The organism is Thermus sp. CCB_US3_UF1 (assembly GCF_000236585.1).
Taxonomy (GTDB): domain Bacteria; phylum Deinococcota; class Deinococci; order Deinococcales; family Thermaceae; genus Thermus.
In genome coordinates, this window is the sequence record NC_017278.1 from 706,680 (window position 1) to 726,647 (window position 19,968).

At 68.3% G+C, this 19,968-nt stretch carries 21 protein-coding genes; 7 read left to right on the plus strand and 14 right to left on the minus strand.

The features are described 5' to 3' along the window. The gene (gene ftsH / locus TCCBUS3UF1_RS03540) at positions 1–1,848 is read right to left on the minus strand and encodes an ATP-dependent zinc metalloprotease FtsH (RefSeq protein WP_041433953.1); all 1,848 of its coding nucleotides are present in this window, start codon (positions 1,846–1,848) and stop codon (positions 1–3) included. A gap of 73 nt (positions 1,849–1,921) precedes the next feature. On the opposite strand from ftsH, the gene TCCBUS3UF1_RS03545 reads away from it, so the two are divergent. Next, entirely contained in the window at positions 1,922–3,274 is a 1,353-nt protein-coding gene (locus tag TCCBUS3UF1_RS03545) for a tetratricopeptide repeat protein (RefSeq protein WP_014515130.1), read from the plus strand. Here TCCBUS3UF1_RS03545 and TCCBUS3UF1_RS03550 read toward each other — a convergent pair. Together TCCBUS3UF1_RS03550 and ruvB are read right to left on the minus strand one after the other, a co-directional pair. Continuing rightward, positions 3,271–4,305: a DUF4388 domain-containing protein gene (locus TCCBUS3UF1_RS03550; protein ID WP_014515131.1), complete on the minus strand. Its 1,035-nt coding sequence runs from the start codon at positions 4,303–4,305 to the stop codon at positions 3,271–3,273. The two genes, TCCBUS3UF1_RS03545 and TCCBUS3UF1_RS03550, sit on opposite strands and share 4 nt — an antisense overlap. 9 nt (positions 4,306–4,314) lie before the next feature. Further along, a complete protein-coding gene (ruvB, locus tag TCCBUS3UF1_RS03555; RefSeq protein WP_014515132.1) occupies positions 4,315–5,292 on the minus strand; it encodes a Holliday junction branch migration DNA helicase RuvB in 978 nt (325 codons plus the stop codon). Between the two features lie 24 nt (positions 5,293–5,316). Between ruvB and panB the strand changes: the two genes are divergently transcribed. Further along, complete coding sequence (gene panB / locus TCCBUS3UF1_RS03560) at positions 5,317–6,102, plus strand: 3-methyl-2-oxobutanoate hydroxymethyltransferase (protein WP_041433742.1); 786 nt, start codon at positions 5,317–5,319, stop codon at positions 6,100–6,102. A 52-nt stretch (positions 6,103–6,154) separates the two neighbouring features. Here the strand turns inward: panB and TCCBUS3UF1_RS11480 are convergent, their stop codons facing one another. Continuing rightward, complete coding sequence (locus TCCBUS3UF1_RS11480) at positions 6,155–6,664, minus strand: hypothetical protein (RefSeq protein WP_014515134.1); 510 nt, start codon at positions 6,662–6,664, stop codon at positions 6,155–6,157. Between the two features lie 115 nt (positions 6,665–6,779). On the opposite strand from TCCBUS3UF1_RS11480, the gene TCCBUS3UF1_RS03570 reads away from it, so the two are divergent. From TCCBUS3UF1_RS03570 to TCCBUS3UF1_RS03585, 4 genes are read left to right on the plus strand one after another with little or no spacing between them, the layout of a single operon-like run. Then, positions 6,780–9,254 carry an ATP-binding protein gene (locus TCCBUS3UF1_RS03570; protein WP_050802029.1) on the plus strand — a complete coding sequence of 825 codons (2,475 nt, stop codon included), beginning with the start codon at positions 6,780–6,782 and terminating at the stop codon, positions 9,252–9,254. Further along, a complete protein-coding gene (locus TCCBUS3UF1_RS03575; protein ID WP_014515136.1) occupies positions 9,229–9,615 on the plus strand; it encodes a response regulator in 387 nt (128 codons plus the stop codon). Before TCCBUS3UF1_RS03570 ends, TCCBUS3UF1_RS03575 begins: the two co-directional genes overlap by 26 nt. Continuing rightward, complete coding sequence (locus tag TCCBUS3UF1_RS03580; RefSeq protein WP_014515137.1) at positions 9,587–10,267, plus strand: response regulator transcription factor; 681 nt, start codon at positions 9,587–9,589, stop codon at positions 10,265–10,267. Before TCCBUS3UF1_RS03575 ends, TCCBUS3UF1_RS03580 begins: the two co-directional genes overlap by 29 nt. Before the next feature lie 15 nt (positions 10,268–10,282). Beyond that, the gene (locus TCCBUS3UF1_RS03585) at positions 10,283–11,215 is read left to right on the plus strand and encodes an RluA family pseudouridine synthase (protein WP_014515138.1); all 933 of its coding nucleotides are present in this window, start codon (positions 10,283–10,285) and stop codon (positions 11,213–11,215) included. On the opposite strand, the gene lysN is transcribed toward TCCBUS3UF1_RS03585, so the two are convergent. From lysN to TCCBUS3UF1_RS03630, 9 genes are all read right to left on the minus strand, one after another. Further along, a complete protein-coding gene (lysN, locus tag TCCBUS3UF1_RS03590) occupies positions 11,212–12,405 on the minus strand; it encodes a 2-aminoadipate transaminase (protein ID WP_014515139.1) in 1,194 nt (397 codons plus the stop codon). The two genes, TCCBUS3UF1_RS03585 and lysN, sit on opposite strands and share 4 nt — an antisense overlap. Before the next feature lie 30 nt (positions 12,406–12,435). Beyond that, complete coding sequence (locus TCCBUS3UF1_RS03595; protein ID WP_014515140.1) at positions 12,436–13,566, minus strand: deoxyguanosinetriphosphate triphosphohydrolase; 1,131 nt, start codon at positions 13,564–13,566, stop codon at positions 12,436–12,438. Further along, positions 13,567–14,793 (minus strand): beta-ketoacyl-ACP synthase II, encoded by a 1,227-nt coding sequence (fabF, locus tag TCCBUS3UF1_RS03600; protein WP_041433744.1) that lies wholly within the window; start codon positions 14,791–14,793, stop codon positions 13,567–13,569. A 76-nt stretch (positions 14,794–14,869) separates the two neighbouring features. Next, complete coding sequence (acpP, locus tag TCCBUS3UF1_RS03605; protein WP_014515142.1) at positions 14,870–15,112, minus strand: acyl carrier protein; 243 nt, start codon at positions 15,110–15,112, stop codon at positions 14,870–14,872. A gap of 30 nt (positions 15,113–15,142) precedes the next feature. After that, positions 15,143–15,880 carry a 3-oxoacyl-[acyl-carrier-protein] reductase gene (fabG, locus tag TCCBUS3UF1_RS03610; RefSeq protein ID WP_014515143.1) on the minus strand — a complete coding sequence of 246 codons (738 nt, stop codon included), beginning with the start codon at positions 15,878–15,880 and terminating at the stop codon, positions 15,143–15,145. After that, on the minus strand, positions 15,873–16,790 hold the full coding sequence (fabD, locus tag TCCBUS3UF1_RS03615) for an ACP S-malonyltransferase (protein ID WP_014515144.1): 918 nt from the start codon (positions 16,788–16,790) through the stop codon (positions 15,873–15,875). Before fabD ends, fabG begins: the two co-directional genes overlap by 8 nt. Next, on the minus strand, positions 16,790–17,758 hold the full coding sequence (locus tag TCCBUS3UF1_RS03620; protein WP_014515145.1) for a beta-ketoacyl-ACP synthase III: 969 nt from the start codon (positions 17,756–17,758) through the stop codon (positions 16,790–16,792). The genes fabD and TCCBUS3UF1_RS03620 overlap by 1 nt, the downstream gene beginning before the upstream one ends. Before the next feature lie 90 nt (positions 17,759–17,848). Next, complete coding sequence (gene rpmF, locus TCCBUS3UF1_RS03625; RefSeq protein WP_014515146.1) at positions 17,849–18,031, minus strand: 50S ribosomal protein L32; 183 nt, start codon at positions 18,029–18,031, stop codon at positions 17,849–17,851. Between the two features lie 62 nt (positions 18,032–18,093). After that, the gene (locus tag TCCBUS3UF1_RS03630; protein WP_014515147.1) at positions 18,094–18,630 is read right to left on the minus strand and encodes a DUF177 domain-containing protein; all 537 of its coding nucleotides are present in this window, start codon (positions 18,628–18,630) and stop codon (positions 18,094–18,096) included. An 84-nt stretch (positions 18,631–18,714) separates the two neighbouring features. Here TCCBUS3UF1_RS03630 and rocF point away from each other — a divergent pair, with 84 nt between their 5' ends. Continuing rightward, positions 18,715–19,590, plus strand: a complete 876-nt coding sequence (rocF, locus tag TCCBUS3UF1_RS03635; RefSeq protein ID WP_196793735.1) for an arginase — start codon at positions 18,715–18,717, stop codon at positions 19,588–19,590. On the opposite strand, the gene TCCBUS3UF1_RS03640 is transcribed toward rocF, so the two are convergent. Then, complete coding sequence (locus tag TCCBUS3UF1_RS03640; protein ID WP_014515149.1) at positions 19,591–19,959, minus strand: hypothetical protein; 369 nt, start codon at positions 19,957–19,959, stop codon at positions 19,591–19,593. Positions 19,960–19,968 lie beyond the last annotated feature (9 nt).

Sequence of the window (19,968 nt, forward strand, 5' to 3'; positions counted from 1 at the left end):
CTAGTCCTCGCCCGCCCGCTGCACCGGCTGGACCTCCCGCAGGATGGCCCGCACCCTTTCCCCAGGGATGGTTTCCTCCCGCAAAAGCTCCTCGGCGATGCGGTGCATGGCCTCGGCGTGCTCCAGGAGCACCTGGCGCGCCTTGGCGTAGGCCTCGTCCAGGATTTTGCGGATGTCCTCGTCGATGAGGCGGGCGGTCTCCTCGGAGTGGTCCTTCTTCTTGGCGATCTCCTCCCCCAGGAAGATGGGCCCCGAGTCCGAGCCCCAGGCGATGTTCTTGAAATGCTCCCCCATGCCCCAGTCCAGGACCATGCGCTTGGCCAGCTGGGTGGCCCGCTTGAAGTCGTCCTGGGCCCCGGTGGTCACGGTGCCGGTGAAGAGCTCCTCCGCCACCCGGCCCGCCATGAGGACGGAGAGCTCGTCCATGAGGTGTTCCCGGGATACCAAGACCCGTTCCTCCGGCTTGCTCCACCTGGCCCCCAGGGCCATCCCCCGGGGGACGATGGAGACCTTTTCCGTTTTGTCGGCGTGGGGCAGGACCTCCCCCACCACCGCGTGTCCGGCCTCGTGGTAGGCCACGGCCCGCCGCTCCTCCTCGGAAAGCTTTAGGGCGGGCCGCTCCAGGCCCAAGACGATCTTGTCCAGGGCCTTGAGGAAGTGGTCCTTGCGGATGGCCTTCACCCCTTCCCGGGCGGCTAGGAGGGCGGCCTCGTTCACCAAGTTTTTGAGGTCTGCCCCGGAAAACCCGGGGGTGAGGTGGGCGAGTTCCAGGGCGTCCACGTCCTCGGCCACGGGCTTGCCCCGCATGTGGACCAGGAGGATGTCCTTGCGTTCCTCCAGGGCGGGGAGGCCCACCACCACCTGGCGGTCAAAGCGCCCGGGGCGCAACAGGGCCGGGTCCAGGATGTCGGGGCGGTTGGTGGCGGCCAGGACGATCACCGAGGTGTCCTTCTCAAACCCGTCCATCTCCGAGAGGATCTGGTTCAGGGTCTGCTCCCGCTCGTCGTGCCCCCCGCCGATGCCCGCCCCCCGCTTGCGCCCGATGGAGTCCAGCTCATCGATGAAGATGATGCTGGGGGCGTTGCGGCGGGCGTCCTCAAAAAGGCTCCGTACCCGGCTGGCCCCCACCCCCACGAACATCTCCATGAACTCGCTGGCGGAAACGGAGAAGAAGGGAACCCCGGCCTCCCCCGCTACGGCCCGGGCCAAAAGGGTCTTCCCCGTGCCTGGAGGGCCCACCAGGAGGACGCCTTTGGGGATCTCCGCCCCCAGCTCCAGGTACTTCTTGGGGTTTTTGAGGAAATCCACCACCTCCATCAGCTCCCGCTTGGCCTCCTCGTGTCCGGCCACGTCCTTGAAGGTGGTGGAGACCTGCTTCTCCTTGCCGTAGAGCTTGGCCCGGCTCTGGCCGAACTGCATCACCTGGCCCGCGCCCCCCTGGGCCCGCAGGAAGAAGAACCAGAAGAAGACGATGAGGAGCAGGGTAGGGCCCACGTAGAGGAGGAGCTGGGGCCAGAGGGAAGGGGCTTTGGTGACGATCTTGACCCCGCTTGCCTCCAGGAAGCGCAGGAGCTCGGGGTCGGCCACCTGGGCCGGGGGCAGGGGCACGGCGAAGCGCCGGGCCACCTGGCTGCCCCCTTGCGGGGTAGGGAAGCGCTGGGGCTCCTTCAGGAGGCCCAGGATGCGGGTTTCCTCCAGCGTGACCTCCGCCACCTTCCCCTCGCGCACCAGGGTGCGGAACTCGGTGTAGGAAAGGGTGGGGGCCGGGGGCCCGGTGAAGGCGGTGTAGGCCAGGTAGCCCAAAAGGAGCAGGAAGACCAGGGTGAAGGGGTTGATCCGCTGCGGCAACATCTACCTCCCTTGCCCTATGGTAGCGCCTTCTCGGTGAGAGGACTGAAGGGTGTGGTATCCTCTAGCGGCGATGAGGGGGGTCCTCGAGGCCCTGCACCAAGGGGATTACGACACCGCCATAGAGCGCCTCACCCGCACGGCCCTCTTTGGCCGCCCGGAGGAGGCCCGGGAGGCCCTGCTCCTCCTGGCCGAGGTGCATAGCCTGTACGGGGAGGAAGGCCTGGACAAGGCCCACCGGGCCCTGGAGGAGGCCTATGAGCTCGGGGAACTGGAGTATAGCCCCCTCTACCGGGCCCTCTTGGGGGAGCTTCTGGCCCTGGAGGGGCGTCCGGAGCGGGAGGTCCTTCCCCTTTTCCTGCCCACGGAAGAACCCCGGGCCCGCTACCACCAGGCCCAGGCCCTCTTCTACCTGGGCCGCTTTGAGGAAGCCCTGGCCACCCTCAAGGAGGGGCTTCCCGCCTTCCTGGCCTGGCGGGCGGAGGGGCTAAGGGGGCGGGCCCTGGAGCGCTTAGGCCGCCACGCGGAGGCCGCCCAGGCCTACGAGCGGGGGGCGGAGCTGGCCTTGGGCCTGGAGCGGTACTGGCTCCTTCTGGACGCCGCCGCCATGTGGATTGAGGCCGGGGAGGGGGAGCGGGCCTTGAGGTCCTTGGAAGGGGCGGCCATGGCCGTGGGGGAGGAGGGCGCCGAGGACGCCGCCACCCGCCACTACCTCCTGGCCCGGGCCCACCTTCTTCTGGACAACCCCAACCAGGCCCTGGAAGAGGTGCGGAAGGCCCTGGGGTGGGAGGAGGAGAGCGGGCACAAGGCCTACGGGACCCCCCTCCTGGAAGGCCAGATCCTCCTGCGCCTGGGGCGTTATGCCGAGGCCATGGAGCGTTTCCAGGAGGCCTTGCGGCGGGCGGAAGCCGGGGAGAGGGCCTATGTCCTCCACGAGATGGGGGTGGCGGCCCTGGACCAGGGGGCCTACCTGGAGGCGGAGGAGCACCTGCGGGCCCTGTTGCGGGAGGAGGGGTACCCCTACCGGGCCCAGGCCCTGGCCGACCTGGCGGAGGCCCTGTACCGCCAGGGGCGGTACGCCGAGGCCGAGGAGGCGGCCCGGGAGGCCATGGCCGAGGGGGCCTTGGCTGCGGGGGAGCTGATCCTGGGGCACGTGGCCTACGACCTCATGCACCTGGAGGAGGCCTTGCAGCATTACCGCAAGGCGGCGGAGGCCGCGGAGGAGGGGAGCCGGGAGTGGGTGGGGGCCCAGGAGATGGTGGTGGATACCCTGGCCCAGCTGGGCTACCGCTCCCCGGAGGAGATGCTGGCCCGGGCCGAGGCGGTTTTGCCCCACGTCCACCCCGCGGACGAGTGGCACGAGGCCCTCCTGGCTTACCGGGAGCGGGCGGAGGCCATCCTGCGCCAGGGGCGGCGGCCCAACTAACCCCCCCGGCGCAGAGGGGAGAGGGCTCGGAGCACCTCCTGGGCCCGCAGGGGCTTGGGCAGGTGCAGGACCCTCAAGGGGCGGAAGAGGAGGCCTGGGGGGGTGTCGCTCACCAGGTACAAGGAGGCCAGCTTCCCCTCCGGATGGGCGCGGATGCGGCGGGCGGCCTCCAGGGCCTTTTCCCCTTGGAGGATGACGGCCTTGGGCCGCTCCTGGAGGAGGCGGAGGGCCATCTCCAGGTCCCGGGGGAGTTGGACGCGGAAGCGGTGGGCCTCGAGGAGGTAAAGGAGAAGCCGCCGCACCACCCCGCTTTCCGCCAGGACCATGACCAAGGGGTCTTCCAGGAGGAGGGTGGAAGGGCGGACCAGGCCCCGGCTTTTCAGCTCGTGGAGGAGGTGGTAGACCTCCTCCTCGGGCAGGCCCGAGAGGAGGGCCACGCTCCGGGCCCGGCGCACCCCGTCCAGGAGTTCCAGTACCGTCCAGGCCTCCGGGGTCAGGGGGTGGCGGGTGGGGTCTTCCACCAGGTGGAGGACCTCGTCCGGCCCCACCTGGCCCCGGCGCCACTCGTCCAGGCGGCGGGCGGCCTCCATGAGGGCCGCCCCGGTGTCCAGGGTGTGGGGAAGGGCCACCTGGCTTCCCTCCCCCAGGGGCTCGGCCAGGATCTCCCCCTCCTTCTCCCCCAAAAGGGTGGCCAGGGCCTCCAGCACCTGGGCCTCGAGGGCCTCCTTGAGCTCCTCTTCCGCGATGAGCCCAAGCTCCAAGGCCAGGGCCCCCAAGGGGGTGCCGGGGTTCTCCCGGCCCTGGCGCTCCACCAGCTCCTGTACCTCTTCCAGGGTCAGGTGCCCGAGGCGCACCAGGTACTCCCCCAGGTGGGGACCCGGTTCGGTGCGGGCGTAGACGATGCGCCCGCTGAGGAGGTGCACCCGGCCGTAGATGCGGCCCTGGAAGCTCACCACCGCGCTCCGGCGGTTGGCCTCCAGGGCCTTGAGGAGTTCGCCTAGGTCCAGCTCCTCCAGGGTGGCCCGGATCACGGGTCCATTTTAGAGGAGGGGCTCCAGGGGCAGGGGCAGGCCCAGGTGGCGGTAGGCCCGTTCCGTGGCCACCCGGCCCCGGGGGGTGCGCTTGAGAAGGCCCTGCTGGATGAGGTAGGGCTCGTGCACCTCCTCCAGGGTGCCGGGGTCCTCGGAAAGGGCCGTGGCCAGGGTCTGCAGGCCCACGGGGCCGCCGCCAAAGCGCAGGATGAGGACCTCCAGGATCTCCCGGTCCCGGCGCTCCAGCCCCAGCTCGTCCAGGCCCAAGGCGGCCAGGGCTTCCTTGGCCCTTTCCCCCGAGATGGCCTCTTCTCCCGCCACCTGGGCGAAGTCCCGCACCCTTCGGAAAAGCCGCTTGGCGATGCGCATGGTGCCGCGGCTGCGCCGGGCGATCTCCAGGGCGGCCTCCTCGCTGATCCCCACCCCCAAAAGCCGGGCATCCCGCCGTACCCCCTCGGCCAGCTCCTCCAGGGTGTAGTACTCCAGGTGCTCCACGATGCCGAAGCGGCTGCGCAAGGGGGCGGTGATGAGGCCAGGCCGGGTGGTGGCCCCCACCAGGGTAAACCGGGGGAGTTCCAGGCGGATGGTCCTGGCCGCCGGCCCCTGGCCGATAACGATGTCCATCTTGAAGTCCTCCATGGCCGGGTAGAGGTGTTCCTCCGCCTGGCGGCTTAGGCGGTGGATCTCGTCAATGAAAAGCACGTCTCCCTCCTCCAGGGAGTTGGCCAGGATGGCGGCCAGGTCCCCCGGCTTCTCAATGGCCGGCCCGGAGGTGACCCGCAGGTTCACCCCCAGCTCGTGGGCGATCACGTGGGCCAGGGTGGTCTTGCCCAGGCCCGGCGGCCCGAAGAGGAGGAGGTGCTCCAAGGGCTCCCCCCGGGCCTTGGCGGCCTCGAGGTAGACCTTTAGCTTCCGCTTGAGCTTCTCCTGGCCGATGTACTCGTCCAGGGTTTTGGGCCTTAGGGCAAGGTCGGGGAGGGCCTCCACGCCCTTTCATGATAGCCTTTTCCCGTGCGACGCACGGTGAAGGAGTTTCGCGAGGCCAAGGGCAAGCGGCTGGTCTACCTCACCGCCTACGACTACCCCACGGCCCGCCTGGCGGAGGCGGCGGGGGTGGATGCCCTCTTGGTGGGGGACTCCTTGGGCATGGTGGTTCTGGGGTACCCTTCCACTGTTCCCGTCACCCTGGAGGAGATCCTCCACCACACCAAGGCGGTCCGGCGCGGGGCCCCGGACACCTTTGTGGTGGCGGATCTGCCCTACCTCTCCTACGCCACCTTGGACCGGGCCCTGCGGGCGGCGGAACGGCTCCTAAAAGAAGGGGGAGCGGATGCGGTGAAGCTGGAGGGGGGGGAGGAGGTGGCCGAGGTGGTGGCGGGCCTCACCCGGGCTGGGGTCCCGGTCCTGGGGCACGTGGGCCTCACCCCCCAGACGGCGAGCCAGCTGGGGGGGTATAGGCTCCAGGGCAGGCGCCCCGAGGAGGCGGAGCGCATCCTCCGCGGGGCCCTGGCCTTGGAGGCGGCGGGGGCCTACGGGGTGGTGCTGGAGATGGTGCCGGCCCTTTTGGCCAAGGAGATCACCGAGCGGCTTTCCGTCCCCACCATCGGCATCGGCGCCGGGCCCCATACGGATGCCCAGATCCTGGTCTTCCACGACGTGGTGGGCCTCTATGAGGCCTTCAAGCCCCGCTTCGCCAAGCGTTACCTGGAGGGGGGGAGGCTCATCCAGGAAGCCTTGGCCCGGTACGCCCAGGAGGTGCGGGAGGGCCTTTTCCCCGGCGAGGAGCATAGCTTCTAGCCCCGATAACCCAAGGGGGGCCGGTACCCCGGCCCCCCTTGGGTTTAGGTATTCAGTACCCCATGAGGGTGTAGGTGATGGAGACCTGATAGGTGCCGGCGAGGATGGGGGCATCGGGGATGGAGACGCGGACTTTGAAGGAGGCTTCTTTGCTGGCCACGTTTTTGATGCCGGTGATGAGGTCTACGGGGTTTTGGCCGAGAGTGACGTCTTGGGAGATGGGGTTGCCGGCCTGGGTGGAGAAGCCGTTGGCGAGGATTTTTGCCAGGAGGGTAGCGCCGGAGGGGGCGGAGAAGGAGGCCTGGGCGGTGATTTTGCGGAGGGCGTTGGCGTTGGTGGAGAAGCGGAGGGTGGTGTCGAAATCTTTGTTGTAGTTGCCGGCGCGGATGGTGTTGGGGTCGGTGAGGGAGTCGGTGAGGTTTTGACCGGAGACGACGGTAATTTCTTCGAGGTTGGAGACCTGGATGGAGATGGACTGGGTGTCGGTGGTTTGGGCGAGGGCGAGGGTACCGAGGGCCAGGAAGCCGAGGAGGGCCAGGTTCTTGAGGGCGTGCTTCATCATGTGCATCACCTCTTTCTGCTGAGGGGTCGTTGTTCCGACCCTTCGCCTTTCAAGGTAGGGGGAAGTTGTGTCAGAGTTGTGGCGCCTGCGCAAGGGGGGTAGAGTATCCTCAAGGATGTTCTTCCGCCTGCCCCGATCCATCTTTTCGGCCCTCGAGCGCGTGCACGCGGCCCTTTTGGAGGAGCCCCGCGTGGCCACGGCTACCCGCCGTCTCCTGGAGGTCTTGGTGGAGGAGCTTGGGGTGGAGCGGGCTGCCCTGTTTCTCTACAATCCTGAGGAGCGGGAACTCCAAGGGGAGGTGGCCTTTGGCAGGGGGCCGCACTACACGGTGAGCACCCTGAGTTTTCCCCTCGAGGGGGACGGGCAGGTGCCCCAAGCCTTCTTCGCCCCGCCGGAAGGCATCCGCCAAGGAGGGGATTGGTTCTTGCCGGTGGTGGCCTCTCCAGAAGCCCCCTGCTGGGTGGAACCTGAGCGCCTCTGCCGCCTTGCTCCCCGCACCTCCCTCCAGGAGAGGAGCCGCGTCTGCCCTTTCTGTGCCCACTTCAAGGCCTTGGGGGTCCTGCTTTTGGAGAAGGTCCCCAAGGAGATGGAGGCCCTGGCCCCCTTGTTGGCCCGGCTCACCGCCTTGGCCGTGCGCAGCGCCCACCTGTACGAGGAGGTCTTCCGGAGTAGGGAGCGGCTTTCCCAGGAGGTACGGGTTCTGGACCAGGTAGCCCAGTTTAGCCGGGAAATTATCCGTCACAAGAGCCCGGAACCCCTGGTCCTAGCCTTGGCCCAGACCTTGAAGGCTATCTTCGGTTTTTACCGGATCACCGTGGCCCTGGTGCGAGGAAAGGAACTCCGGGGAGTGCTGACCCTGAAGGAAGAAGAGGTCTTCTGGACCGAAGACCGCACCCGTATCCGTTTTCCCCTGGAGGCCCCTGACCCCCTGGCGCAGGCCGCCAGGCTGATGAAGCCCCTTTTGATACCCCGGGAAGAGCTGCCCTCCTTTTTGCGCGGTAAGCACCAAAGCCTGGGGGTGGTACCCCTGGTGGGGTATGTGCCCATCGCCGACCGGGAGCAGGTGCTGGGGGTGGTGGCGGTCGACCACGGCCCGAAGGGGCCCTCTGTAACCTGGCACGAGCTGCGCTACGTGGACGCCTTAGCCCGGGTGGCAGGGGTGGCCTTGAAAAACGCCTATGCCCACCAGGAGCTCTTTGAGCTCTCGGAGGCCTTAGCCCGAGAGCGAGAGCGGTTGGCGAGGGCCCTTGAGGACCTTCCGGTAGCGGTGGTGGTGCTGGAGGAAGAGAGGTACACGGGGTTTGCCAACCGCCTGGCCCGGGAGGCCTTGGGGTTGGGGCGGGAGGTGCTCCTGGACCGCTTGCCCCCCGAGGTCTACCCGGCCTTGGAGGGCAAGCGCTTTCACGTGGAGCTGGGCGGGCGCACCTACCTGGCTAGCGCCCAGCGGGATTCGGGCCTTTGGATTCTTTCCCTCACCGACATCAGCGAAACCCAGCTGCTGCTCAAGGAGCTCGAGACCCGGGAAACCCGATTTCGCACCCTTTTGGAGCATAACCAAGATGTGGTCTACCTCTTGGATGAGCAGGGCACCATCCGGTACGTCACCCCCAACGTCCGTCCGGTTTTAGGCTACGATCCCCTAGGGTACCAGCGGGAACCGGTGAGCGGGCTTGAGTTCGTCTTTCCCGAGGATCGCTCTTTGGCTGCAAACCTTTTCCGCCAGGTTCTCGCCGCTCCTGGCCAGGAGGTGGTGGGAGAGGTGCGGGTGGTAAACGCCCAAGGGGAGCCCCGCTGGTTTGAGGTCTGGGCTCGCAACCTGCTTCACGAACCCGGGGTGGGAGGCATTGTGGTGACCCTGCACGACCTTTCTGCCCGCAAGGAGGCGGAGCGGGTGAAGGAGGAATTCATCGCCGCTGTGAGCCATGAGCTCCGTACGCCTTTGGGGGTGATCATCGGGCTGGCCGAGGTGCTTCAGCTTTCCCCCCTTCCTGAGCGGGAACGGAGCCATGTGGACCTCATCCTGGACAGCGCCCTGCGCCTAAAGACTATGGTGGATAACCTTTTGGATGCTAGCCGCCTCGAGGCCGGGCGCTTTGAGGTCTACCGCCGCCCCACCAACCTGGCCTCGGTTCTGGAGGAGATGGCGCGAAGCTTCCAGGCAGTGGCCCAGATGGCCCGGGTACGCTTCACGGTGGAGATTTCCCCGAGCCTCCCAGCCGAAGCCGACCCTGATCGCGTGGCCCAGGTCTTGGGGAACCTCCTTTCCAACGCCTTCAAGTTCACCCCTCGGGGGGGAGAGGTGCGGCTTTGGGCCAAAGCCGAGGCGGGCTGGGTGGAGTTCGCCGTTTCCGATACAGGGCCTGGTATCCCGGAGGAGGAGGTACCCAACCTCTTTCAGCGCTACTACCGTGCCCGTTCCCAGGCCTCGAGGGGAGCCCCGGGCTCGGGACTAGGGCTTTATATCTCCAAGGCCATTGTGGAGGCCCATGGGGGTGAGATCCGGGTGGACTCCCGGCCAGGCCAGGGAGCCACCTTTACCGTGCGGATTCCCCAAGGAGGAGAGGGTGGCGCGCATTTTGGTGGTGGATGACGAACCCTTTATGCAACACCTAGTGGCCCTTCTCCTTGAGCCTTTGGGCCACCAGGTGGAAGTAGCTTCCAGCGGAGAAGAGGCCCTTGGGCTTCTTGACCAGAACTCCTACGACCTGGCGGTATGCGACCTGGTGATGCCGGGCATGGGAGGGCTTGCCCTCCTGCGGGAGCTCCATCGCCGAGGAGGCCCCCCGGCCATTGCCCTTTCTGCCAGCGTCTCCCCCTCGATGGAGGCGGAGGCCAGGCAGGCGGGGGCGGTGGCCTTCTTGGGCAAGCCCTTTCCCCGCCAAGAACTCATCCGCACCGTGGAAGCCGTTTTGGGAGGAGACCATGCCCACGATCCTGGTGGTGGACGATGAGCCGGCTTTCCGCGAGATGGTGAGCCGCCTCCTGGAACAGGAAGGGTACAGGATCCTCCAGGCGGAAAACGGGGAGGAGGCTTTGGGGCTTTTGGGCCGGGCAGACCTGGTGGTCTTGGACATCAACATGCCCAAGCTGAACGGTTTGGAGCTTCTGGAGATCATCCGCGAGTACGATCGGGAACTGCCCGTGCTCATGCTCACCGCTTACGACAAGGAAGAGGACCGGGTGACGGGCCTCACCCTGGGTGCCGACGATTACATGGGCAAGCCTCTGCGGGCCCGGGAGTTCTTGGCCCGGGTGAAGGCCCTTTTGCGGCGCTCGAAGCGCTTTGAGGTCCTGCGGGTAGGATCGTTGGAGCTAGATCCCTTCACGGAGGAAGCCCGCCTGGAAGGCAGGCTTTTGGACCTTTCCTCCACCGAGTTCCGCCTTCTTTTGGCTTTGGCCCGTCACCCTGGGGCTACCCTTCCCCGCGCCCACCTCTTCGCCCAGGTCTGGGGTTTGGAGGAGGAAGTAGACGAGAGGGTAGTAGACACCACCGTGGCGCGCCTGCGGAAAAAACTTGGAGATAACCCTAAAAATCCCCGTTACATCGCCACGGTCTTTGGCCGGGGTTACCGCCTTCTGGTGGACCAGGGGGCATCGCCTTGACCTATCATGGGGAGCGTGGTGCGCTTCCGTGCCGAGGGCGTCCGGCTGGACCAGGCGGTGGCCGAGGCCTGCGGCGTGAGCCGGGCCCGGGCCCAGGACTGGATCCAGGGGGGCCGGGTGCGGGTGGGGGAGAAGGTGGTGGCCAAGCCCGCGTACCGCCTCAAAGGGGAGGAGGTCCTGGTGGACCCCCCGGAGGAGGCGGCCCTGGTGGTGCCCGAAGACCTTCCCCTTCCCGTCCTGTACGAGGACGAAGACCTCCTGGTCCTGAACAAGCCCCCGGGCCTCCTCACCCACCCGGCCCCCGGCGTCTACACGGGCACGGTGGTGAACGCCCTCCTGGGCCGTTACTTTCCCCCCGTGGAGGCGGAGCGCCCCGAGCTGGTCCGCCCGGGGATCGTCCACCGCCTGGACAAGGACACCAGCGGCGTCCTGGTGGTGGCCAAGCACCCGGGGGCCCTCGAGGCCCTGGCCCGTGCCTTCCGCGACCGCCTGGTGATGAAGCGCTACCTGGCCCTCACCGAGGGGTACCCCAAGGAAGGCACCCTGGTGGCCCCCATCGGGCGGCATCCCGTGGAACGGCACAAGATGCACGTGGGCGGGGTGGCCCCCCGGTACGCGGAAACCCATTTCCAGGTCCTGGCCACCGCGGGCCCCTACGCCCTGGTGGAGGCCAGGCCCCATACGGGCCGCACCCACCAGATCCGCGTCCACCTCAAGCACCTGAAGGCCCCCATCCTGGGGGACGAGGTCTATGGCCGCAAGAGCCCCCATATCGGGCGGCAGGCCCTGCACGCTTACGAGCTGCGCATCCCCCACCCCCGCACGGGCCGCCTCCTGGAGTTTCTGGCCCCGGTGCCCGCCGACATGGTGCGGGCTTGGGAGGCCTTGGGGGGAAGCTGGCCGGAGGGGATTGGGCGGGAGGCAACAGAGCCCCAAGGGGTTCCCTAGACCATCGCCAAAAGCCCTTTGAGGGCCTTCCCCAGCCGGCGCACCCCCTCTTCCATGCGCGCCCGGTCCATGGTGGCGTAGGAAAGCCGCAAGGTGTTCTCCCCGCCCCCGGCGGCGAAGAAGGGCCCCCCGGGCACGAAGGCCACGTTCTCCTCTATGGCCTTTTGGAAAAGCCTCTCGGCGGAGAGGCCTTTAGGAAGCTCCATCCAGACGAACATCCCTCCCTTGGGCCGGGTGTAACGCACCTCCTCGGGCATCTCCCGCCCTAGGGCCTCCAGCATGGCCTCGGCCTTGGCCCGGTAGACGGCGCGGATCCTTTCCAGGCGCTCTGGGAAGCCCTCCCTCACCAGCTCGTGCACCAGGATCTGGTTGAGGACCGGGGTGTGCAGGTCCACCCCCTGCTTGGCCTGGGTGAGCTTGAGGATGACCTCCGGGTGGGCGACCACGAAGGCCACCCGGAGCCCGGGGGCCAGGACCTTGGAGAAGCTGCTGAGGTAGACCACCCCCGGGTAGCCTGCTTCCCGCGAGAGCTCAAAGAGGCTGGGCAGGCGGGCCTGGCCGAAGTAGAGCTCGCGGTAGGCGTCGTCCTCCACCACCACCAGGCCCTGGGCCATGGCCAGCTCCAGAAGCCTTTGCCGAGCGGCCAAGGGCATGAGCCCCCCCGAAGGGTTCTGGAAGGAGGGGATGAGGTAGAGGAAGCGGGGCCTTTCCCCCTTGAGGACGGCCTCCAGCAGGGTGAGGTCCGGCCCCTCCTCCCCCGCGGGCACGGTGAGGAAGCGGGGGCCATAGGCCCGGAAGGCCTGGATGGCCCCCATGTAGCTGGGCGCCTCGAGGAGCACCGGGCTACCCTCGTCCAGGAAGACCTTGCCCAACAGGTCCAGGGCCTGCTGGCTTCCCGTGGTGATGAGGACCTCCTCCGGGCTCACCCCAAGCCACTCCGCCACCCAGGCCCGCAAGGGGAGGTAGCCCTCCGTGGGCCCGTACTGCAGGGCTACCTCCCCCTTTTCCCGCAGGATGGCCGCCGCCTTCTCCGCGGCCTCCTCCTTGGGGAAGAGCTCGGGGGCGGGAAGCCCCCCGGCGAAGCTGATGACCCCGGGGCGGGCGGTGAGCTTGAGGAGTTCCCGGATGGTGGAGGCTTGGATCCGGCCCGCCCGCTGGCCAAAAAGGGTACTCCAGTCCAGGGTTTTCACCCACCCATTCTACTCCTCGCCCGGGGAGCCTTAGGGAAAAAGCTTGCGGTAGGCCTCCAGGGCGAAGCGGTCCGTCATGCCCGCCAGGTAGTCGCAGACCGCCCGCTCCAAGCCCTCCTCGGGGATCCGGGCCTGGACCTCCTTGGGCAGGGTTTCCGGGTAGCGGGTGTAGGCCTGGAAAAGCCCTTCCAGCACGGCTTCGGCCTTGCGGCGCTCCCGCAGGACCTCCGGGTGGCGGTAAAGCCTCTCCCTCAAGAAGGCCTTGAGCTCCCCGTGGGCCCTCTCCGCCTCGGGGGTGAGGGCGGCCAGGCGCTCGGGGTGCTCTCGCACCCCATCGGCGCTCTTCACCCCGGCCCGTTCCACCCGCTCGTGGGTGGCCAGGATGGCGTGGGTGATGAGGTAGCCCAGAACCTCCCGCACCAGGATCCGGCGGGCGAGCTCGGAAAGCCGGGCCAGGTCCAGGCCCTCCTCCTGGGCCAGGGCCTGCAGGAGGGGGACCTCCAGAAGCTCTTCTGGCCGCAGGAGGCCGCTGCGCAGGCCGTCGTCCAGGTCGTGGGCGGCGTAGGCGATGGCGTCGGAGAGGTCCACCACCTGGGCCTCGAGGGTGCCCTGCCCGGGGTAGTCCCCCTTGGAGCCCAGGGCGTAAGCGGCCTCATGGGTGGCCACCCCTTCCCGCACCTCGTAGGTGAGGTTCAGGCCGGGGAAGCCGGGGTAGCGCACCTCGAGACGGGTGAGGAGGCGCAGGGCCTGGGCGTTGTGCTCAAACCCCCCATGCTCCCGCATGAGCTCGTGCAGGACCCGCTCCCCGGCGTGGCCGAAGGGGGGGTGGCCCAGGTCGTGGGAGAGGGCGATGGCCTCGGTGAGGTCCTCGTTGAGGCCCAGGGCCCGGGCGATGGACCGGGAAACCTGGGCCACCTCCAGGGTGTGGGTGAGGCGGGTGCGGTAGTAGTCCCCCGCCCAGTTGGGGAAGACCTGGGTCTTGTACTCCAGGCGCCGGAAGGCGGTGGTGTGCAGGATCCGGTCCCGGTCCTTCTGGTAGGGGGTGCGGTAGGGGGACTCGGGCTCGGGGTATTCCCGCCCCCGGGTGTGGGCGGAGCGCTGCGCGTAGGGGGCAAGCCTTTCCGCCTCCCACTCCAAAAGCCTTTCCCGGGGGAAGAGCATCTAGACCCTGCGGAAAAGCAGCACGGCGTTCTGCCCGCCAAAGGCGAAGGAGTTGGAAAGGGCGTAGTCCACCCGGGCCTCCCGGGGCTCGGGCACGAAGTCCAGGTCCAGCTCGGGGTCGGGGTCCTCCATGTTGATGGTGGGGGGGATGACCCCGTGGAAGAGGGCCTGGACCGTGGCGATGGCCTCAATCCCCCCCGCTGCCCCCAGGAGGTGGCCGGTCATGCTCTTGGTGCTGGAAACCATAAGCTTTTTGGCGTGCTCCCCGAAAACCGCCTTGATGGCCAGGACCTCCGCCCGGTCCCCCACGGGGGTGGAGGTGCCGTGGGCGTTGATGTAGCCCACCTGCTCCGGGCTCACCCCGGCGTCCTCGAGGGCGCGCCGCATGGCCAAGGCGGCCCCTTGGCCCTCGGGGTGGGGCTCGGTGATGTGGTGGGCGTCGGCGCTACGGCCAAAGCCGATGACCTCGGCGTAGATCCGGGCCCCCCGGCGCCTGGCGTGCTCGTACTCCTCCAGGACCAAGACCCCGGCCCCTTCCCCCATCACGAACCCATCCCGGGAGCGGGTGAAGGGGCGGCTGGCCTTCTCCGGCTCCTCGTTGCGGGTGGAAAGGGCCCGCATCACGGCGAAGGCCCCTATGGCCATGGGGGTGATGGCCGCTTCCGCCCCCCCGGCCAGGACGATGTCCGCCTCCCCCAGTTGGATCATGCGTAGGGCGCTGCCGATGGCGTCCGAGCCCGTGGCGCAGGCGGTGACCACGGTGGAGGAAGGCCCCCTGAAGCCGTAGCGCATGGCGATGTGGGCCGAGGCCATGTTGGCGATCATCATGGGGATGAAGAAGGGGCTGATGCGGTTGGGACCCCGTTCCAGGAAGACCTTGCTCTGGGCCTCCCAGGTCTCCATCCCCCCGATCCCGGTGCCCACCAGGGTACCCACCCGCTCGGGGGGGAGTTTCTCCGGTTCCAGCCCCGCGTCTTGGAGGGCCAGCTCCGCGGCGATGAGGGCGTACTGGACAAAGCGGTCCAGGCGCCTTAGCTCCTTCTTGTCCAGGTAGTCCTCAGGGTTCACCCGCACCTCGGCGGCGATGCGCACCGGGAGGACCGAGGCGTCAAAGCGGGTGATGGGGCCCACCCCGCTCCTGCCTTCCAGCTGGGCCTTGTGGTAGGCCTCGGCCCCCACGCCGATGGGGGTTAGGGGGCCTAGGCCGGTGACCACCACGCGTCGCATGGGGGTAGTATACCCTGGAGGCCTCCCCTAGACCCGGGGGGCGGGGAAGCCCCCGCCCCCCCAGCCCAGGCAGGTTCTAGCCCAGCTTGGCCTGGATGTAGGCCACCGCGTCCTTGACGGTGCGGATCTTCTCCGCTTCCTCGTCGGAGATCTCCAGCCCGAACTCGTCCTCGAGGCCCATGATGAGCTCCACCGTGTCCAGGGAGTCCGCCCCCAGGTCCTCCACGAAGCGGGCCTCAAGGGTGATCTTCTCCGGCTCCACGGAGAGCTTGTCTGCGATAACGGCCTTGACCTTTTCAAAGATCTCCTGCTCCGTCATGGAAAACCTCCCGCCGGGATTTTACCAGACCTAGTGGGGCGTAAGCCCCCCGTCCACGCACAGGGTCTGCCCGGTGATATACCCCGCGGCCTCGGAAACCAGGAAGGCCACGGCCTCCGCCACCTCCTCCGGCCTGCCGAAGCGCCCCGCGGGGATCCCCTTGAGGTAGGCCTCCTGCACCTCCTTAGGGAGCTTGGCCGTCATCTCCGTCTGGATGAAGCCTGGGGCCACGGCGTTCACCGTGATGCCCCGGGCGGCGTACTCCTTGGCCACGGCCCGGGTGAAGCCGATGAGCCCGGCCTTGGCGGCCACGTAGTTGGCCTGCCCCGGGTTGCCCAGGATCCCCACCACGCTGGTGATGTGGACGATGCGGCCAAAGCGGGCCTTCATCATGAGCTTGACCGCCTCCCGGGTGGTGCGGAAGGCCGCGGAAAGGTTGGCCTCGAGGACCGCTTCCCAGTCCTCGTCCTTCATGCGCACCAGGAGGGTGTCCCGGGTGATGCCGGCGTTGTTCACCAGGGTGTCCAGCCCCCCCAGGATCTCCGCCGCCCCGTGCACCAGGGCCATCGCGGCCTCGGCCTCCAGGAGGTTGGCCCCCAGAACCCCCACCAGGGGGCTCCCCAGGCGCCGGGCTTCCTCCGCCACCTCCTCGGCCTTTTCCCGGTTCTGTCCGTAGTGGATCACCAGGGCGTAGCCCTCCCGGGCAAGCCTCAGGGCGATGGCCCGCCCGATGCCCCGGCTGGCTCCGGTGATGAGCGCCTTACGCATCCGCCACCTCCAAGGCCCTGTTTAGGCTTTCCCGATCCGTTACGCTGTGGGCCTCGGCCCCGGGAAGGGTGCGGGCCAAGAGGCCTTTAAGCACCTCCCCGCTGCCAAACTCCAGGAAGCGCCTGAGGCCCCGCCTTTCCATGTCCTTCAGGATCTCCACCCAGCGCACGGGGGCGGTGATCTGCTCCAAAAGGAGGGCCCGGATCCGCTCGGGGTCCTCCTGGGGCTCGGCGGTGGCGTTGGCGTAGACGGGGAAGCGGGGGCGCCTCAGGGGGACCCGGGCCAACTCCGCCGCCAGCCGTTCCCGCGCTGGGGCCATGAGGGAGGAGTGGAAGGGGGCGGAGACGGGCAGGAAGACCACCCGGGCTCTAAGCCCCCTTAGCTTTTCCGCCGCCTTTTCCACCGCCTCCTTCCGCCCGGAGATCACCGTCTGCTCGGGGGCGTTGAGGTTGGCGATCTCCACCCCCTCGAGGTCCGAAAGGGCCTCCCGTATGGCCTCCAGGGGGAGTTTCAGGATGGCGGCCATGGCCCCTTGCCCGGGGGGAACCGCCTCCTGCATGTACCGCCCCCTAAGGCGCACCAGGCGGAGGGCGTCCTCTAGCTCCAGGGTGCCCGCGGCCACGTGGGCCGTCCACTCCCCCAGGGAGTGGCCGGCGGCCAGGAGGGGTTCCTTACCCCCCTGTTCCAGGAAGGCCCGGTAGGCGGCGTACCCCACCGCCAGGAGGGCGGGCTGCTGGTTTTCCGTGAGGGTGAGGGCCTCCTCAGGGCCCTCCCAAAGGAGCTTCAGAAGGCCGGGAAGGGCGGCTTCGGCCCGGTCCAGGACCTCCCGGGCCGCGGGGAAGGCCCGGTAGAGGTCCTGGCCCATCCCTACCCGCTGGGAGCCCTGGCCGGGGAAAAGGGCGGCGTACATCAGGCCCCTCCCCAGGTGAGGACCGCCGCGGCCCAGGTGAGGCCGGCCCCGAAGGAGACCAGGAGGACGTGGTCCCCCTCCCGGATGCGCCCCCCGTCCACCGCCTCCTTGAGGGCCAGGGGGATGGAGGCGGTGGAGGTGTTGCCGTAGCGGTCCACGTTCACCACCACCCGTTCCCAGGGTAGGCCCAGCCGCTCCCGGGCGGCGTCAATGATGCGCAGGTTGGCCTGGTGGGGGATGAAGGCCTTGATGGCCTCGGGGGTGAGGCCGGCCTTCTCTATGGCCTCGAGGGTGGCGGTGTTCATCACCCGCACGGCAAACTTGAAGACCTCCCGTCCGTTCATGTAGAGGCGGTTGCGCATGGAGGTGCCGTCGGGAAGGCGGGGGGCCACGCAGGCGTGGTAGAGCTCCTTGCCCCCGGTGCCGTCCGCCCCCAGGACGAAGGAGCGGAAGCCGAAGCCCTCCCGCACCTTCCCCACCACCGCTGCCCCCCCGCCGTCCCCAAAGAGGACGGCCGTGGCCCGGTCATTCCAGTCCAGGATCTTGGAAAGGGCCTCGGCCCCCACCACCAGGACCTTCCGGGCCAGGCCCGCCTCCACCAGGGCGTGGGCCTGGGCCAGGCCGTAGAGCCAGCCAGGGCAGCCCGCCAGGAGGTCGTAGGCAAAGGCGGAAAGGCCGAAGCGGGCCTGGACCAAGGCGGCGGTGTCGGGGAAGAGGGCGTCCGGGGTGTTGGTGGCCACGATCACCCCGTCCACCCCCTCCAAAGCCCCCGGGTGGCGGGCGAGGAGGTCTTCCACGGCCCTAAAGGCCAGGTCCGAGGTGTACTCGTCCTCCGCGGCGATGCGTCTTTCCCGGATCCCGGTGCGGGTCACGATCCATTCGTCCGAGGTGTCCAGGTAGGCCTCGAACTCCTCGTTTTTCATGACCCTCGAGGGTGCGTAAGCCCCCAGGGCCAGGATGCCGCTCATGCCTGACCTCCCGTCATGGGCCTCACTATACCCGCCTGGAGGGAAAAAGATGAGGCCCCCTCAAGGGGCCCCCGGGTGTCTTGACCGGGTCTAGACTTCCAGGACCTTGCGCCCGTCGTAGTAGCCGCACTCGGGGCAGACGGTGTGGGGAGGGCGCATCGCCTTGCACTCGGGGCAGGGGACCAGGGTCGGGGGGGTTAGGGCGTGGTGGCTCCTGCGGGCGTCGCGCCGCGCCTTAGAGGTCTTCTTCTTGGGTACCGGGTGCTTGGCCATTTCCAATCCTCCCTGGGGGGGCCCTTGCCCCCCGCTAAACCCCTGGTAGTATAGCAGACCCGCTAAAGTTCGGAAAGGAGGTCCTTAAGGCCCAGCAAGGGATGGTGGACCTCCACCTGGTGGCCGCAGTCCTCCAGGTTGCGGTCCGCCCCGCACACCGGGCAAAGCCCCTGGCACCCTTCCTGGCACAAGACGGTGTAGGGCATCTCGGAAACGAAGGCCTCGGTGAGGAAAGGGAGGAGGTCCAGATCCGGCTCCCCGAAGGCGTAGTACTCCTCTTCCGCCTCCTCGTGGAAGACCACCTCCCCTAGGCCCTGCTGGTAGCGGAGCAGGTGCTGGAAGTGGGCGTGCACGTGGGTGGGGGTGGGTTTCAGGCAGCGGCGGCACTCCATGAGGGCCCACCCCTCCACCTCCCCGGAGAGCCAGTACTCCTCCCCCCCCACCGAGGACACGGCCACCTGCCACCTGGCCTCCCCCTCCAGGGGGAAGCGTTCCTCCCCTACCTGGAAGGCCTCCCGCACCACCCCCGTGGCCCGGGCCGTTCCCCCTTCCTTCAAGAGGCGGGCTAGATTGATGCTGGCCACCTCGTGGTGTTCCATCCTTACAAGTATAGCCCGCAAAGGGCCTTTTTCCTAGGGGTAAGGCATAAACTTCCCGGGCGGTGCATGGGCCTTTCTGCTACCATGCCCCCCATGGACCGGGTAGCGGTGATCGGCGTGCCCATGGACCTGGGGTCTGGGCGGCGCGGGGTGGACATGGGGCCCTCGGCCTTGCGCTACGCCCGGCTTCTGGAGGAGCTGGAGGCCCTGGGGTATGGGGTGGAGGACCTGGGGGATGTGCGCGTCCCCCTGGCGGAAACCCTAAGGGCCCGCAAGGGGCCCTACCTGGAGGAGATCCGCCAGGCGGCCTTAGAGCTCCAGGAGCGGCTTAGGGCCCTTCCCCGAGGGGTCTTCCCCATCGTCTTAGGGGGAGACCATTCCCTCAGCATGGGCTCGGTCTCCGGGGTGGCCCGGGGGCGGCTGGGGGTGGTCTGGGTGGATGCCCACGCCGACTTCAACACCCCGGAAACCAGCCCCTCCGGCAACATCCACGGCATGCCCCTGGCGGTGCTTTCCGGCCTGGGCCACCCGAGGCTGGTGGAGGCCTTCCGGTCGGTGGACCCCAAGGACGTGGCCCTCATCGGGGTGCGGAGCATAGATCCCGGGGAAAGGCGGCTTCTAGGGGAGGCCGGGGTTTTGGTCTACACCATGCACGAGGTGGACCGCCTGGGGATAGCCCGGATCGCCGAGGAGGTGCTGGAAAGGCTTTCTGGCCTGCCCCTGCACGTTTCCCTGGATGCCGATGTCCTGGACCCCACCCTGGCCCCGGGGGTGGGGACCCCGGTGCCGGGGGGGCTTACCTACCGGGAGGCCCATCTCCTCATGGAGATCCTGGCCCAGTCGGGACGGGTGCAAAGCCTGGACCTGGTGGAGGTGAACCCCATCCTGGACGAGAGGAACCGCACGGCGGAGATGATGGTGGGCCTGGCCTTAAGCCTCCTGGGGAAGCGGATCCTGTAGCTAGGGCTGCCGTTCCCGCAGGGCCTGGCCCAAGGCCCTTCCCAGGAGGAAGGCCTGGCGCAAGCGAGGGTAGCCCGGGCGCCTTTTGCGGTGGAGGAGGGGTTCTAGGGCCTTCCTGGCCCACTCGCTGACCAGGACGGGGAAGTCCAGGCCCGTTTCCAAAAAGAAGGCCTCGGCTTCCCGCCAGGCCCCCTCGAGGCGCCGGAAGAAGGCGGGGAGGTCCTTGGGGGGCGGGGCCTCGGGCCAGAGGAAGCCGCTGGTTACCCCTAGGAGCCACGCCCCGCGCAGTTCCTTGGGCAAGGCCTCCGCCCCCCGGGCCACGTAGGCCAAGGGGTCCTTGCGCAAGAGCTCAGGGGACAGGCGGTCCACGGTTTGCCC

What these genes read in the sequence shown, in the direction of transcription:
- TCCBUS3UF1_RS03545 (WP_014515130.1), top strand. Translation starts at nt 1,922, where the DNA reads ATGAGGGGGGTCCTCGAGGCCCTGCACCAAGGGGATTACGACACCGCC.
- TCCBUS3UF1_RS11480 (WP_014515134.1), bottom strand. Translation starts at nt 6,664, where the DNA reads ATGATGAAGCACGCCCTCAAGAACCTGGCCCTCCTCGGCTTCCTGGCC.
- TCCBUS3UF1_RS03570 (WP_050802029.1), top strand. Translation starts at nt 6,780, where the DNA reads ATGTTCTTCCGCCTGCCCCGATCCATCTTTTCGGCCCTCGAGCGCGTG.
- TCCBUS3UF1_RS03580 (WP_014515137.1), top strand. Translation starts at nt 9,587, where the DNA reads ATGCCCACGATCCTGGTGGTGGACGATGAGCCGGCTTTCCGCGAGATG.
- TCCBUS3UF1_RS03595 (WP_014515140.1), bottom strand. Translation starts at nt 13,566, where the DNA reads ATGCTCTTCCCCCGGGAAAGGCTTTTGGAGTGGGAGGCGGAAAGGCTT.
- fabF (WP_041433744.1), bottom strand. Translation starts at nt 14,793, where the DNA reads ATGCGACGCGTGGTGGTCACCGGCCTAGGCCCCCTAACCCCCATCGGC.
- acpP (WP_014515142.1), bottom strand. Translation starts at nt 15,112, where the DNA reads ATGACGGAGCAGGAGATCTTTGAAAAGGTCAAGGCCGTTATCGCAGAC.
- fabG (WP_014515143.1), bottom strand. Translation starts at nt 15,880, where the DNA reads ATGCGTAAGGCGCTCATCACCGGAGCCAGCCGGGGCATCGGGCGGGCC.
- fabD (WP_014515144.1), bottom strand. Translation starts at nt 16,790, where the DNA reads ATGTACGCCGCCCTTTTCCCCGGCCAGGGCTCCCAGCGGGTAGGGATG.
- TCCBUS3UF1_RS03620 (WP_014515145.1), bottom strand. Translation starts at nt 17,758, where the DNA reads ATGAGCGGCATCCTGGCCCTGGGGGCTTACGCACCCTCGAGGGTCATG.
- rpmF (WP_014515146.1), bottom strand. Translation starts at nt 18,031, where the DNA reads ATGGCCAAGCACCCGGTACCCAAGAAGAAGACCTCTAAGGCGCGGCGC.
- TCCBUS3UF1_RS03630 (WP_014515147.1), bottom strand. Translation starts at nt 18,630, where the DNA reads ATGGAACACCACGAGGTGGCCAGCATCAATCTAGCCCGCCTCTTGAAG.
- rocF (WP_196793735.1), top strand. Translation starts at nt 18,715, where the DNA reads ATGCCCCCCATGGACCGGGTAGCGGTGATCGGCGTGCCCATGGACCTG.